Origin of the sequence: Paenibacillus sp. FSL K6-1558 (assembly GCF_038002565.1) — a bacterium.
Lineage (GTDB): Bacteria > Bacillota > Bacilli > Paenibacillales > Paenibacillaceae > Paenibacillus > Paenibacillus polysaccharolyticus.
The window spans coordinates 4310027-4325686 of record NZ_JBBOCV010000001.1 but is presented as its reverse complement, the minus strand read 5'-3'; the positions used below and the strand labels follow the sequence as shown (position 1 = coordinate 4325686).

The following is a 15660-nucleotide window of genomic DNA, read 5'->3' as shown; positions in this document are numbered from 1 at the left end:
TGACAGGAGGAATTACATATGCTGCTTGAAGCCATCTTCCACCAACCGAAACGAAACTGGGCCTATGCCTATGATCAGGATACGATTCGTCTACGTCTGCGTGCCAAAAAGAATGATCTCACCGAGGTGTATGCCCTGACTGGAGATAAATACGCGTGGGAGGAAACAAAAGATATGGTTCCTCTGACCAAATTGACGTCAGACTCTATGTTTGACTACTACGAGGGGGAAGTGAGACCTCCGTATCATCGATTGAAGTATGCTTTTTTGCTCAAAAGTGGAGATGAACACATCTGGATGACCGAGACGGATTTCCAAGAGGAGGAGCCCGATGACCCAGGCCGCATGTTTCAGTTCCCATATCTTCATGCCGGAGCTGTGTTTACACCCCCAGCATGGGTGAAAGATGCTGTGTTTTATCAGATTTTCCCCGAGCGCTTTGCCAATGGCAACCCGGATATCAATCCCAAAGAGGTTGAACCTTGGGGCGGTGAACCTACACCCTTTAATTTCTTTGGCGGTGACTTGCAGGGTGTAATCGACCACCTTGATTACCTCAGTGAACTGGGCATTAATGCGATTTATTTTACTCCGATTTTCGAAGCTACAACCAATCATAAATATGATACCGAAGACTATCTGCGCGTCGACCGCCATTTCGGTGATGCTGACACCGTGAAGCGTCTGGTGAAGCTGTGTCATGAACGGGGTATTCGTGTACTGCTGGATGCCGTGTTTAATCATTCAGGCAAAACATTTGCTCCTTTTGTCGATGTACAAAAGCTTGGTGCCAAGTCCAAATACAAGGACTGGTTTCACGTACATGAATTCCCGCTGGACGTGAAGGATGGCATTCCAACCTATGAGACATTTGGATTTGAGGCTCATATGCCCAAGCTGAATACAGAGAATCCCGATGTGAAGGCCTACTTGCTCGAAGTAGCGGAATATTGGATCAAGGAAGTTGGCACGGACGGCTGGCGTCTTGATGTAGCTGATGAAGTGGACGATGCTTTCTGGAGAGATTTCAGGCGGGTTGTTAAGGAAGCCAACCCAGATGCCTACATTCTAGGTGAGATATGGAACGAATCTTCTTCCTGGCTACAAGGGGACCAGTTCGATGCTGCCATGAACTATCCGTTCACCGCCGCCGTAAATCATTTCTTTGTGGAAGATAAGATGCACGCTGAACAATTCGCGAGTGCCCTTGGCAGGCAGCTATCTCGCTACCCACTTCAAGCGAGCGAGGTGGCATTCAACTTACTCGACAGTCATGATACTCCGCGCCTGCTTACCTTGTGCGAGGGCGATCAACGCAAGATGAAGCTGGCTGCCTTGTTCCAGTTCAGTTATATGGGAGCCCCATGTATCTATTATGGTGACGAGATCGGGCTCGACGGAGAACATGATCCAGGTTGCCGCAAATGCATGGAGTGGGACGAAGCGAAGCAGGATCGGGAGCTACTTCACTTTTATCAAAAGCTGATTGCTCTGCGTCATGCTCATCCTGCACTGCGTGCAGCAGGAACCATTCGTTTCCTGCAAGCCCAGGAAGGCGGTAGCCAGCTTGTGATGGAGCGGCAAAGTGACGAGGAACGCATCCTCATTCTGTTCAACCGTTCTGAGGAAACCGCCATCGTTGAACTGGATGCAGGAGAGCAACCTTGGACGGAGCTGTTTGAGGGCAACCATCGCACCGCTCTGGAAGACGGTGTGCTTGCCATTGAACTGCCTGCTTACGGATATGCCGTGATGCGCACAGAAGTAAAATAGATGCCTTTTGGAAACAACAATAAATGACTGCCTTCTCCAATTCTGAGTGGTTGACTGCTATCTTGGCGGTTTAGGCAAACTGGACAAACAAGCGTCTCGCATAACCTGAGAAAACCAGGTTCGCGGACGCTTGTTTGTTATGAAGTAATAACGACTAACATGCTCTAATTACTAATTTAATTGATAATCGGAACTTGGTTGTGTGCTCCTAAGCTATCTGCCCCTGTCCTGTATATGATCCACTTGCTATTCTGCCTCTGAGCCTGTTGTTGATGTTTCGGATGACTCATCCGGCAAGCGCTTGGCCTTTGGCTTCGCCAGCTTCTCCATCATCTTGCGGCCTGTAGGTGTCTGAGCGAGCCCACCTTGCGCTGTCTCGCGGTGACGGCTTGGCATCGCACTGCCTACCTCCAACATCACGTCAATGACTTCGTCAGACGGAATGGCACTGCGTACACCAGCGAGTGCCATATCTGCGGCAGCCAGTGCAGTAACGGCACCGAGTCCGTTGCGCACGATGCATGGAATCTCTACCAGGCCAGCAACCGGATCGCAGATGAGGCCCAGTGTATTTTTCAAAGCCAATCCTACAGCATGCACTACCTGCTCCGGCGTCCCTCCACGAAGCTCCACCATCGCACCGGCAGCCATGCCAATCGCTGATCCTACTTCCGCCTGACAGCCGCCCTCGGCCCCTGAAATAAATGAATTGTTGGCGATCACGTATCCAATAGCACCGGCGCAGAACAATCCATTCACCAGATGTTCATCCGTCCAGCCAAATCGTTCCTGCGAGCTGATAAACACACCCGGAATGATGCCACAAGAGCCCGCTGTTGGCGTAGCCACGATCCGTCCCATGGAGGCATTCACTTCCGATACGCAAAGTGCATAGGCCATGGCAAGGGCAGAAGCATCGCCAGAGCATGTTTCGCCTTGGCGAATATATTCGGCCATCTTTTTCCCGTCCCCACCCGTCAGTCCGCTACGTGAGGTGGTATCTTCTGTAAGTCCTTTACGAACCGCTTCTTTCATCACCTGGTAGTACTCCGACATTTGCTTTACGACATCTGTTTCGGGTGTGTTAGTCTCCTGCACCTGCTCTTCAATCATCAACTGTGCAATTGTTTTGGACTCCGCAGTGCAGATGGTGTTTAATTCATGTAGATGTTTAAACCGCATCCGGATCACCCCCTCTCTTCAGATCAATCACACGAATATCCAGCATATGATCCAATGAACGCAGTTTGTTCAACGCGTCTTCACTCGGCGGTGCATCCATCTCCATTGCTGTAAGTGCCTCACCATCACGAGCCTTTCGATCCACTTGCATATAGCCGATATTCACTCCGGACGAGCTAATGGTTGAGGTCACGGATGCCAGAACTCCCGCTTTATCGGCATGACGCAAAACAAGTGTCGGAAACTCTCCACTGATCTGTACGCGAAAATCATTTAATGCATGCACAGATACACTGCCGCCACCGATGGAAGCACCTATTAAAGAGCATGCCCGTTCGCCGTGCCACAATTCAATCTTGACCGTGTTCGGATGAGGAGCCGGTAGACCGCTGGTGTAAAATTCAACCTCCATGCCTGCTTCATCTGCATATTGCTCTGCATCCGGTATACGCGGATCATCTGTAACGTAACCCAGCAAACCACCGATTAGTGCCAGATCTGTTCCATGTCCCTGATAGGTATCCGCAAATGAGCCATATAACGTAAGCCTTGCACGTTCCGGTGTACATCCCAGCCACTGACGCGCAATTCGTCCCAATCTTGCAGCACCGGCTGTATGTGAACTGGATGGTCCCGTCATCGACGGGCCAATAATTGAAAAAACATCTTTAAATCGCACCTGTTAACCCTCCAATTGGTTTTGTCATCGATATCTGGACAAGACCCACCACAATGTTCCTGATTTACTGATTGATGACATCAAAAAAGGACAGAAGAAGGCCGTTAGCCCTCTCTCTGTCCTTGATACCTGAGAGTTTCATGATTTTAAGCCAGGAAGAACAAGGCCGAGTACACGCAAGCACTCATCTGTTCAGCAATCTGACAATCATATACCCCTTGGGTGGCGCTTCTTCCGCGCACTCTCCAGAGTTGCGTCCAACGACGGTACATTTACCTGAGAGATTAACGGTTATGCCGGGTGCATAACTGCTTGCTCCTTCGGTGCCCAAGCCATCTGTACAGTACAGTTCTACATCTTAAATTGCATTAATCATGCCTACTTGTACTGTATTGCATCATCCTGCTAGGTCTCTCCCGCTCGTTATCATTCGCTATATTCTGTTATTTCCTTAATGAAAGTTCACCATTCTGCCATGCATTCAATCATATACAGCGTAATATGCCATACGCTATATGTCAATAAAAGTGACGTAATCTCGAAGCACATCATTTCTATATACGATATGCTCCTTTCGTTCATATGGTTCAAAGCTTGTTCATTTTTCTCTATCCGCAATATTATTTCGCTTGCTTCGTTATTTGCAACTCATCTACCCACATCTGTAGTTGTTCTTCTGTCCAAAAATCATTTTCGCCCATGACCGAATAACGAAGACCATCCTCGCTCCACGACAAGTTCCGAATGATAGACATATATGAACCTTCTGTATCACGAATGTTAACTTTCTTTTCCTCTGGAAGCAGTTTTTCATTACCGTTTTCCCCTGGTGCTTTAAATACGGTCATGCTGATCTCTGGTTTGTTATCCTTCACATAATACAGTGTCACTTCATCCCGGCCTTGTTCACCCATAGATGAAATGAGCTCAATTCTCGATAATTTCATATCCGCTCCGATATACTGTAGGAAGGGCTGACCAACGGCCTGCACTGCCTCTTCTCGTGTGATTTCTCGGTTATTCATCACGTCATTCATTTTTTTCACTTCAACATCTGCAGGAATATCCAGCGTGAACGTCTGGTCTGTGAACTCAGGATTGTAATTGATCTGGTCATATAGAAACTCTGACTTGGTATCCCCATACGTACTCGTGGCTTTCACAACCATCCATTCTTTCGGGTTTATCCAATACTCCGAAGACATGGAGAGTGAATCCTTATCCTTCGGAGTTAGTTCAATATGAATGACCTCCTGGTCCTGAAGCTTTTCCTGACCCAGCATCTTCACATTATGGTTATCACGCATACGTTCCAGTTGATCCACCAGCATCTGCTTCTGGGTTTGGTTGGGTTCCTGCTGGAGCGCTGATGAATCCATCGCAATAGCGGTCTTCGCCTCTTCTTCATAGAGCAGAATCTCTGAACCGTTATGAACCGCATAACTCACGTTTCCGTTTTCATCGGTCTCGATCCGCTTTTTCCCTGTTTTTCCGTCGACCCATTCCTTCACGTGTATCGTGCTCGTAATCTCACTATCTGTCCACATCTTCATCGTACCTTCGGCATAGTATGACCCTGGCCCAGACTCGGATGCAATTACTTTCTCAATCATATCCGCTCCTGACATCCCAAGCATATCTTTCTCTGCGCATCCAGCAAACAATGAACCTGCAATCAAGGCCGCTCCCATCAGCTTCCATCCCATTTTTATCATCATTCTCACCTTTCCTTAAGTTATATCCTGTGTTTCATCCGGGTTCCTTCGTTCCGGCAATCGACAAACAGCTACAGTCCCATATCGTTCAGAGGACCACATGCGTATATCTCCTCCATGCTTTAATGCGATTCTCTTTGATATGCTTAATCCTAATCCAGAGCCTCCTGCATAACCGCCTAGTTGCTCTTTGTGATATTGAACGTACGGCTCAAAAATCCGCTCCAGCTGTTCTGCCGGAATAGGAGGGCCTTCATTTTGAACGATAAGCAATGTCGCACCATTTCTGTACGCATCCAGTTCTGCCCCCAGTGATGGATCGATCCATTCCGCCAGTTCTGATGCTGAATCCATTACAGCGAGCCCGATTCTACCTTGGGGAGGAGTGTAGCGAAGCGCGTTATGCACTAGATTATCGGTCAGACGCATCAGGGATTCAGGATGAATTCGATAGCAATGATTGGTCCGAACAGACATCTTCATGTCATACTCATCACGTTCCGCAAGACCTCCGTAACTGCCAAGCAGCATCTCAAAAAACTCTTCCCCTTCTACCTCAACCATAGCAAGCTCTGAATCTCTGGAACCCAATGCTGTGTACATCTCCAGCTCACCGATCATCTGTTTCATACGCTCCACATTTCTAGCGATGACATCTCTATACTCTTGTCTCTCTAATTGTCTAGAATCTCTCTCCATACTAAGTGCTTCCGCATAAGCACTGATGGACATGAGAGGTGTCTTTAGGTCGTGTGACAGAGAAGCTACAATCATCTCTTTTTCTTTTTGTTGCCTCTCCACTTCCTTCTGGGTCTGCCTGATGGTTTGTTGCATCGCATCAAACTGCTTTAACAACATACCCATCTCATCACTGTGACCGTTGACCCGGATCTCATCTGGTTCTTCTCCATGGGCAAATCCATGCATCCTGTTTATCAAAACTTTCATAGGGAAGAAAAGCTTGCGGGATAACAACCACAACACTGTTCCGTACAAGAGAACAAAAAATACCACTGATCCACCGATAACCCATGTCGTTCGAAGCGATATTCCTTCAAGCCGATCCTCACGCAACATCGTTATTTCATAAATCCCTACCAGCTCCCCTTGATCCCAAACTGGTTTTTTCAATGAAAATGTGCGGTGTCGAATCTGAAGATGATACAGATTTCGATATAATTCAGAGCTTCTTACCGTATATCCACCTGTTGACCAGGTAATATCCCCGCCAGATGTGTACACCCGAATCCCAGAAGGTAGATAAAGATTGAAACTTAGCTGTTCGCTGGCAAGCGCAGGGAGGGTTTGATCACGCTCAGGCGAATTCAGCTGATACAGCGTTGGATCATTTAAGACCTTTTCTATCGGTGCAATGCGTCCTGTCATTTCAACATACTCCGCTACTGCACGGTGATTTTCATAATAGCTATATAAGGAAAATAAAGCCCACCCTGCCGCCACAGGCAAAAACATCACGATCAGGAACGCAATCATCAGCCAATATTTCAGTTTCATTTAACCCGTTCTCCAATAAAGCGGTATCCACTGCCCCATATGGTTTGAATCCAGCGCGGCTGGTGCGGCTCATCTCCCAGCTTGGCCCGCAAACTTTTCACGTGCACAGTAACTGTAGCGGCGGAGCTTCCTTCTGCCGATTGACCCCACACATGTTCGTAAATCTCTGTTTTCGTAAAGGCTCGGTTGGGGTGCGAAGTCAGCAGCATTAGCAATGCTCCTTCTTTAGCTGTGCACTGCACCTCTATACCATTCAGTCTCACCTGCTGATTCAGTGGGTGAATCGTTAACCCATCGTTGTATTGCTGAAGCGATGCATTGGACTGACCACCTTGATATCTACGATATCTGTTCAGGTGGGCTTTAATTCGAGCCGTAAGCTCCGCCAAACTAAAAGGTTTGGTGATATAATCATCTGCGCCTAAGCCAAGTCCTTCTAGTTTGCTTTCTTCCTGGGTCCGGGCACTCATGATCAATACCGGAACATCGCTGATCAACCTGACATGTTTGCATACTGTAAATCCGTCCATCTCCGGCAACATTAGATCAAGTAGTACAAGATGATATAATCCGTTCTTGAAATCTTCCCAGCTCTCCAGTCCACTTGATGCCCAGGTCACTGCATACCCTTCACGACGAAGATGGTCCATTAAGATCCGGGCAATTTCTGGATCGTCCTCTACTAACAGTATGTTATTCTTGTCTGTCATTGCGCTTTCATCCTCCCTGGATTAAAGTGTAGCGAAAAATACTCGTGATGCTGCAAAGTTTATAGTTTCTTTAGAATTACAAATCGTCTATATCCCAGATCTCTAAACCGCACTCTACAACAAAAAGAGCACCCTGAACTTCAGGACGCTCCGTCTCATAATGAAATTTCAAATAAGTTGCCGCTTAACTCATGTAATGATTTCTCGATATTTATTTATCCTAGCATGGTGCATCCTATCCGGCAAACATTTAGATAGAGCAAAACAAGGCTCCCGGATAGACTAATCCAGAAGCCTTGTTTTTGTTTTCAATTAACCAAAACGCCCCATAATATATTCCTGAGTCAAGCGGTTGTCCGGGTTAGTAAAAATGTGCTCCGTCTCCCCGTGCTCAACCATACTGCCCAGATAAAAATAAGCGGTATAATCCGAGATGCGAGCCGCCTGCTGCATGTTATGGGTAACAATAACGATGCGTAGCTCCTGCTTCAACTCCGAGATCAATTCCTCCACTTTACCCGTAGATACAGGGTCAAGCGCAGATGCAGGCTCGTCAAGTAATAGGATCTGCGGGTCTACAGACAGTGCGCGCGCGATACAGAGACGCTGTTGCTGTCCACCTGAAAGTGCCAAGGCTGACTCATGTAGCCTGTCTTTCACTTCATCCCAGAGAGCAGCACGGCGCAAGCTTTTTTCCACGATTTCATCCAGTGCCTTCTTACTTTTTGTACCGCGGTAGCGGGGGCCAAATGCGATATTGTTGTAAATAGACTTGTGAAAAGGGTTTGGCTTCTGCCACACCATGCCGATTTTCTGACGAAGCTTGATTACATCCGTCCCCGGTTCGTTAAGGTCATTGCCGTCCATCCAGATATGTCCTTCCGTGCGGGACCCGGCAATCTCATCATTCATCCGATTTAACGAACGAAGGAATGTGGATTTCCCGCAACCGGACGGCCCGATCAGGGCCGTTACACTCGCTTCGGGGAAAGTCAGGCTGATCTGCTTCACGGCCTGAAAATGTCCATAATATATGCTTAACTGTTCCGTACCAAAAGGTATGGCCATGTGGATTTCCTCCTTATTTCGAAGCTGTCATACGGCGGTACACAACCCGGCCGATCCAGCGCGCGCTCAGATTGAATGCCAGTACCAGAATGACCAGCACGGCAGAAGCCCCTGCTGCAACTTCTTTTGAATCTGGTCCGATGCCTTCACTGTTGACTTTCCAGATGTGTACAGCTAGTGTTTCCGCAGGACGAAGTGGATTAATTGGTGATCTCGGACTTGTTGGATTCCAGTCCGTAAAGTCCAGCGGTGGACTACTCATACCCGCAGTGAACATCAGGGCCGCTGCTTCACCGAAGATCCTACCGGATGCCAGAATCGTACCAGTGATCAAGCTTGGCAGTGCCACAGGCAACAGGATGGACGTAATGATCTTCCATTTGGACAAACCAAGAGCAAGTCCTGCTTCCTTCTGCTCTTTGGGAACGGCTCGGAAAGCTTGCTCTGTCGTCCGTACCATAAGTGGCAAGTTGAAAATTGCCAGTGCCATCGCACCCGATAAGAGTGAGAAGCCCAGGCCAAACGTATTTACGATCAGCAAAAGTCCGAACAAACCGATCACGATCGATGGGAAAGATGACAATACTTCGACAACCAGTCGAATGAAACTTGTAATCCGACCCGGTTTGGCATATTCCGCCATATAAATACCTCCGCCCCAGCCGAGCGGGATGGTAATAATCAGCGTTAGTACAAGCAAAAAGATAGAGTTAAAGAGTTGCGGACCAATACCACCGCCACCTTTGAGCAATTGCGGCGCACTCGTCAGGAAGTGCCAGTTGATCTGACCGATCCCCCGGAACAGAATAAATCCGAGTAAACCGAGCAAAAGTACAACAATGAATAAAGCCAGAATCACGATGACTACTGTTGCAATTTTATCCGCTGTTTTTGGCTTCATTCTCATACCCGGTTCCTCCTTTCAAGCAGGCGAACCAGAATGACGAAGACAAAGGTCATTACCAGCAGGACAAGCGCCATGCTCCACAATGCATTGTTATGAACAGAACCCATCGTGGTGTTACCCATACTCAGGGTGATTACACTTGTTAATGTTGAAGCGGATTCGAGCAGGGATGTCGGTACATGCGGCGCATTACCGATGACCATCTGTACAGCCAATGCTTCACCAAATGCACGAGCCATACCAAGGACAATACCTGTCAGCAATGCAGGTAGCACCGTCGGAATGATTACCCGATAAATCGTCTGCCAGCGTGTTGCGCCAAGCGCATAAGAAGATTCACGCAAGCCCTTAGGCAAAGCAGACAACGCATCTGCCATGATACTCGTAACTGTAGGCAGAATCATGACGGACAACACCAGACATCCGGCTGCAATCCCAATGCCGGGTCCTCCGAAGATACTGCGTAACATCGGAACAATTACGCTTAGACCGATAAATCCGTATACAACGGATGGAATACCGGAAAGCAATTCAATCGCGGGCTGCAAAATCTTTTTACCTTTACCCGGTACAATCTCGGTCATAAAGAGTGCTGCACATAGACTAAGCGGACTTGCGATCAATGCTGCAAGCAAGGTGGTTGTAAAGGAACCCGTGATAAACGGTAATGCACCATAAACGCCAGGCTCACCTGTAGGATTCCACGTTTTTCCGAAAATGAACTCACGCAGGCTGACGCCATCCTGGAAAAAGGTTGATAACCCTTTGGATGCGACAAAATATACGATGGAAAACATGACAACGATCAGGAAAACGACACATATCGACGTGTAGATCCGTCCCGTCCACTCTTCCCAGTAATGTTTCTCTCTCAAGGGCCGGCGTGGTTTCAGTTTATTGTTCATCACCGTTCCCCCTTCGGTCTGTTCCATAACAACCATCCTTCTATAGTAGAATTAGTGCAAAATATGGGATAATTTCTGAGCAAACCGCGCAAAGAGGCAGGACCTGGGTCCGCCTCTTTCGCTGTATGCGCAAGTTCAAAGAATGTTACTGAGTCACATTACCTGCTGCATCGCGTTTTACTTTCATGCCGGATACCGGAATGTAGCCCAGTTCCTTAACGTCATTTTGTTGAATTTCATCGCTGAGCATGTAGTCGAGGAATGCTTTTGTTGCTGCATCCGGCTCACCTTTTGTATACATGTGCTGGTAAGCCCATACTGGATACGTTCCTGCTTCTACGTTCTCAACTGTAGCTTCAACACCGCCGTATTTCAGAACTTGCAATTTGTCATCCAGGTAAGACAGAGCCAGGTAACCAATTGCTCCTGGAGTCTCAGATACCAGTTTCTTAACTGTACCGGAAGAATCTTCTTGGATTGAACCTTGAATATCTTCTACTTTCGTTCCCAGCGCGAAGTTTTCGAAAGTTGCACGTGTACCGGAGCTACTTGGACGGTTAACGATAACGATCGCTTGATCTTTACCACCAACATCTTTCCAGTTCGTGATTTTACCGGAGAAAATATCTACCAGTTGTTCTTTTGTCAGATCCGTTACACCTGCATCTTTATTGCTTACTGGTGCAATTGCTACAACTGCTACCTGGTGGTCAACCAGTTCTTTAGCTTTTGCTTCGTCTTTCAACTTCTCTTCAGCAAATACGTCAGAGTTACCGATCGTAGCTTGTCCGTCAGATACTTGAGTCAGACCTGTACCACTACCGCCGCCTTGCACTTGTACCGTCACGTTCTTATATTGATCAACTGCCATAAATTTTTGTCCAGCTTGCTCTACCAGAGGCTGCAGTGCTGTTGATCCAACAGCGAGAATGTTACCGCTGAGTTCAGCAGCAGTATTATCTCCTGATCCATTACTTGCGGCACCATTTGTAGTACCTGCGTCGTTTTTCGATCCGCATGCTGCAAGCACCAGTACGAACGTTAAGGTCATCAAAATAAACGGCAACTTTTTAAACATTTTTTGTTTTCCTCCCCCAATGTAGTGATGGCGTTTTGTGAATTTGTGTGATCACCATCAACTCTTTAATCATTGTAGTTTCGTTATGTCATCTGAAAATCAATGTTTTGTAAACGCAATGTTAAAAATGTGGGCTAGGGATTAAATACGAAACATACGAAATATAATTTTGTGCGCAGGTGGCCGCTTCGGGAACGGACGTTGTTTCAATCGCTGTTACCCCCGGATATATTTGATTGTATTTGTAAGAGGAATATATCCGGGGATAAAGGCGAACGCTCCGCTTTTCCACAATCGTTCCGTTCCCTCCGCTGCGTCAGCGCTTATTCGTTCGTTTCCAAAAATGAATTCCTAGCCAGGCTGGGGGCAGAAGGGAAAAGAGCACTTCGTGCGTGCATTCCAGTTACGGATTGTTCTTTCGATCGCAGTTGTCTCCGACAAAGGAGGGCGCTTCGCTTCTCCAGAATTGATTCCGTCGCCTCCATGAGATTACTTTGTTGGTTTCTTCTATATAAGAGGACAATGGAAACACATTTATACAAAAACAAAAAAGGCCGTCTCAACGGATGTGTTTAACACATCTGGTGAGAACAGCCTTTTTAAATCATAACTATTTAACCATTTTAAACTCACTGCTTATTTTCATCCCAAGATCCACAGCCATAATGCTAAACCGGCCAATGTAATCAACAACGTTGGAATGGTTAGAATAATGCCTGCCTTGAAATAATATCCCCATGTAATCTTAACGCCCTTGCGAGACAATACATGTAGCCATAACAAGGTTGCAAGCGACCCAATCGGCGTCATCTTTGGACCTAGATCCGAGCCAATGACATTGGCATAGATCATAGCTTCCTTAATGATACCCTCGGTGTGTGCACCTTGAATGGCGAGCAGATTAATTAATACCGTTGGTAAATTGTTCATCACGGATGATAATACCGCAGCGGTCAGGCCCATACCTAGCGATGCTGCGAACAGACCATAATCCGCTATAGCATCAAGCCAGCTGCTCAGATGATCCGTTAATCCAGCATTACGCAAACCATAAACAACAATGTACATCCCTACCGAGAAGACAACAATAGACCAAGGTGCTTCCTTAACCACCCTTTTCAAATCCACCGCTTCGCTCTTGCGTGCAAGCATACCGAAAAGCAGGGCCACCGCACCTACAATAACGGAGACGGGAATCGGCAGAAATTCACTGGAAGCGTAAGCTACGAGCAATAGTCCCAGCATAAACCATGCAATCTTGAACACCCGTGGATCACGGATGGCTTCCTTGGGGTCACGAGCGGCCGTGACATCATACGTCTGCGGGATGCTTTTACGATAAAACAAAAACAACATCGCCGTACTCGCTGCAATAGAGAACAGATTAGGCACAAACATACGTATCGCATACTCTACAAATGTAATGCCAAAGAAATCGGCAGAAACAATATTCACCAGATTGCTGACCACGAGTGGCAATGAGGTCGTATCCGCGATGAAACCACTTGCCATGACAAATGCCAGCACCATGCGCTCATCAAACTTTAAAGCACGAACCATTGCCAGAACAATCGGTGTCAGAATCAACGCAGCGCCATCATTGGCAAACAAGGCAGACACCGCAGCCCCCAGTAAAATAGAATAAAGGAATAATTTACGTCCGTTACCTCCGGCCAGCCGGGCCATATGAAGGGCAGCCCATTCGAAGAATCCAGTCTCGTCCAAAATCAATGAAATCATAATAATGCCAACAAAGGCCAGCGTAGCATTCCACACAATCGAGGCCACATCCGAAGCATCATTGAAACTAACTACTCCTGCTGCCAAGGCAAGGATTGCCCCTCCCGAAGCGCTCCAGCCAATGCCGATGCCACGAGGCTGCCAGATCACCATCGTAATGGTCAAAACAAATATTAATATTGCTACATATACCATAGTTCCTCCTGCTGTCCTGTACAATTGCCCATAAGAACCAGACGATATATTTATACAGGGACGCAAGAGGAATGTCTATATTTATTTTTTTCTATTATTTTGATAATGGTTGGTTGACCCTTTATGGTCAGGATTTGCTATTATCTTTTGCGGGATCATCCATCATTTTGAACATGCCCAGCAATCCTTGTAACTGTTCAGCCATACTATTCAAATGTGCAGAAGACGAAGCAATTTCCTCAACAGAAGCCAGTTGTTCTTGCGATGAAGCCGATACAGATTCGGTACTCGCCGCAGATTCCTGAGTGACGTTCGAGATATCCGTCATCGTCTGAGCCACATGAGAGGCACCATTCTCCAATTGTTTCGTCGTTTCGGATAGTTCATCCAGCGTATGAACAGCATCCTCCACCGCTTCACGAATTTGGGCGAAGGATTTTCCAGAAGTATTTACAGCCTGTATCCCCTCACCAACACGGCTTTGGGCAGCATTCATCGCTGTTAGGGCAGAGTCCATGTCCTGACGAATATTATGCACAAGTTCACCAATCTGAGCCGCGGAACTACCCGATTCTTCAGCCAGCTTGCGTACCTCTCCAGCTACGACTGCAAATCCACGTCCTGCATCCCCTGCTCTTGCTGCTTCAATAGATGCATTCAGTGCGAGAAGGTTGGTCTGTTTGGAGATAGATGCAATGACATCAACCATACTACCAATCTCAACTGAACGGGCATTAAGAGACTGCACAACATCTCCTAACTGTTCCACCGTTTCCTGGATGATATTCATCTGTTCAACAGCTTCTCCCGCTGCTTCATTCCCTGAAGATGCTGCCCCGGATGTATTTCGCATGGCTGTAGTTATGGATTGTACACGCTCTGACATCTGACGGACGTCTTCTGCCATACGGCTCATCTGTCCAGAACCGTCCTTCACACTATTCACTTGTTGCTCTGCACCCTCGGCCAGTTCTTGGATCGCCATCGTTGAATGTTCAATGGCTTTGGTTGTTTGGTCTGCACTCGCAGACAACTCTTGTGAAGAAGCGGATACTTGTTCTGCCGTTTCCTGCACACCCAGAATCATCATGCGTAAGTTATCCACCATGCGTTCAAAGTACTTCGCGAGTTCGCCCATTTCATCTTTACGTTTACTATCCATCTTCACGGTGAGGTCGCCTTTACTTACAGCTCTTGCATTTTCCTGCAACCGTTTAATCGGGCTCACTAACGAACGAGTGAACCAGATAATAAAGATAAGGGCTAGGAATACAGAAGCCAGAAGAACGATAAGCGTAGCAAGTCTTATTTCCTTACTTGCGTCGGTGACTTCACTCTTGAACATCGTACCTGCAATTTTCCAACCCGTTGCTTCATTCGTAGAGAAAATCATGGTTTTGGAACGGCCTTCGTAATCATAGTCAAATTGACCTTCCTTGCCATCATACATTTGATCCAACACGCCGCTCTTTTCCTGTGTACCTACTTCTTGTACAGGAGAAACAACAACATGTTTATCTTTATCCAGAATAATAACGTACCCTTCTTGACCAACCTTAATCGCAGCCTGATCCCGTAGATCGGTCAAATCAAGTGACAAGCCAATTACAGCGGATTGATCCTTAAGCGTTTTGGAGATAAAAACAACCGCTACGCCATCTGTATTTTTGGTGACAGGTGAAATAGCAACCGTACCCGGCTTATCCATCGCGAGCTTATACCACTCACGCTCTCTTGGATCATAAGCTTCTCCTCGCTGGCTACTCTCTGTTGGCTTGCCGCGAACCATGACTCCTTCTGTCGACCCTACAAAAATATTTAAAACATCCGGATGCAGTCCCAGATACTGAGCAAGCTTGGTTTGAAGCTCCGTGCTATCATTTTCTCCTTTGATCAAGGACGGTTCGAGTGAATCCGAGAAGAAATTAATGTCAAAAATTTTGTTATTAACCTGACTTTCGACAATCTTATTAGCCGTACTTACGCTCTGAAGGGCACTGTCGTTCAGTTGTGCTTGTACTGTATCTTCCGCGATATACAAAGACACCAAGCCAATTGCCAAACTTGGTACCAAAAGAACAACCAAAAAAGAAACGAGCATTTTATTGCGGATATTCCAGACAAAAGCTTTCTTTTTACTTTTCTTTTTGTTCTTAGTCTCTTTCAATCGGTTCTCCCCCTTGTATTATGTCA

12 protein-coding genes and 2 riboswitches are annotated in these 15660 nt (G+C 46.9%); of the genes, 1 reads left to right on the top strand and 11 read right to left on the bottom strand.

Annotation, left to right across the window (positions count from 1 at the left end):
- Positions 1-18 precede the first annotated feature (18 nt).
- Complete coding sequence (locus tag MHI38_RS18825) at positions 19-1773, top strand: alpha-glycosidase (protein ID WP_308722984.1); 1755 nt, start codon at positions 19-21, stop codon at positions 1771-1773.
- A gap of 246 nt (positions 1774-2019) precedes the next feature.
- Here the strand turns inward: MHI38_RS18825 and sdaAA are convergent, their stop codons facing one another.
- From sdaAA to MHI38_RS18770, 11 genes are all read right to left on the bottom strand, one after another.
- A complete protein-coding gene (sdaAA, locus tag MHI38_RS18820; protein ID WP_154891418.1) occupies positions 2020-2955 on the bottom strand; it encodes an L-serine ammonia-lyase, iron-sulfur-dependent, subunit alpha in 936 nt (311 codons plus the stop codon).
- Complete coding sequence (gene sdaAB / locus MHI38_RS18815; RefSeq protein ID WP_221790956.1) at positions 2945-3634, bottom strand: L-serine ammonia-lyase, iron-sulfur-dependent subunit beta; 690 nt, start codon at positions 3632-3634, stop codon at positions 2945-2947. Before sdaAB ends, sdaAA begins: the two co-directional genes overlap by 11 nt.
- Positions 3635-3748: 114 nt before the next feature.
- Positions 3749-3885: riboswitch (glycine riboswitch) on the bottom strand.
- Positions 3886-3889: 4 nt separating this feature from the next.
- Positions 3890-4063, bottom strand: a riboswitch (glycine riboswitch).
- 191 nt (positions 4064-4254) lie between these two features.
- The gene (locus MHI38_RS18810; RefSeq protein ID WP_341181524.1) at positions 4255-5352 is read right to left on the bottom strand and encodes a LolA family protein; all 1098 of its coding nucleotides are present in this window, start codon (positions 5350-5352) and stop codon (positions 4255-4257) included.
- Positions 5353-5364: 12 nt separating this feature from the next.
- Complete coding sequence (locus MHI38_RS18805) at positions 5365-6864, bottom strand: HAMP domain-containing sensor histidine kinase (RefSeq protein ID WP_336121270.1); 1500 nt, start codon at positions 6862-6864, stop codon at positions 5365-5367.
- The gene (locus tag MHI38_RS18800) at positions 6861-7574 is read right to left on the bottom strand and encodes a response regulator transcription factor (protein WP_154891422.1); all 714 of its coding nucleotides are present in this window, start codon (positions 7572-7574) and stop codon (positions 6861-6863) included. The genes MHI38_RS18805 and MHI38_RS18800 overlap by 4 nt, the downstream gene beginning before the upstream one ends.
- Positions 7575-7886: 312 nt before the next feature.
- The gene (gene pstB / locus MHI38_RS18795; RefSeq protein ID WP_090918740.1) at positions 7887-8642 is read right to left on the bottom strand and encodes a phosphate ABC transporter ATP-binding protein PstB; all 756 of its coding nucleotides are present in this window, start codon (positions 8640-8642) and stop codon (positions 7887-7889) included.
- 13 nt (positions 8643-8655) lie between these two features.
- Positions 8656-9543, bottom strand: a complete 888-nt coding sequence (gene pstA, locus MHI38_RS18790) for a phosphate ABC transporter permease PstA (RefSeq protein ID WP_090919024.1) — start codon at positions 9541-9543, stop codon at positions 8656-8658.
- Between the two features lie 2 nt (positions 9544-9545).
- Complete coding sequence (gene pstC / locus MHI38_RS18785) at positions 9546-10481, bottom strand: phosphate ABC transporter permease subunit PstC (protein WP_373323268.1); 936 nt, start codon at positions 10479-10481, stop codon at positions 9546-9548.
- Between the two features lie 118 nt (positions 10482-10599).
- A complete protein-coding gene (locus tag MHI38_RS18780; RefSeq protein ID WP_154891424.1) occupies positions 10600-11532 on the bottom strand; it encodes a phosphate ABC transporter substrate-binding protein in 933 nt (310 codons plus the stop codon).
- 642 nt (positions 11533-12174) lie between these two features.
- Positions 12175-13467 carry an arsenite/antimonite efflux transporter gene (locus MHI38_RS18775; protein WP_154891425.1) on the bottom strand — a complete coding sequence of 431 codons (1293 nt, stop codon included), beginning with the start codon at positions 13465-13467 and terminating at the stop codon, positions 12175-12177.
- 127 nt (positions 13468-13594) lie between these two features.
- On the bottom strand, positions 13595-15634 hold the full coding sequence (locus MHI38_RS18770) for a methyl-accepting chemotaxis protein (protein WP_154891426.1): 2040 nt from the start codon (positions 15632-15634) through the stop codon (positions 13595-13597).
- Positions 15635-15660 lie beyond the last annotated feature (26 nt).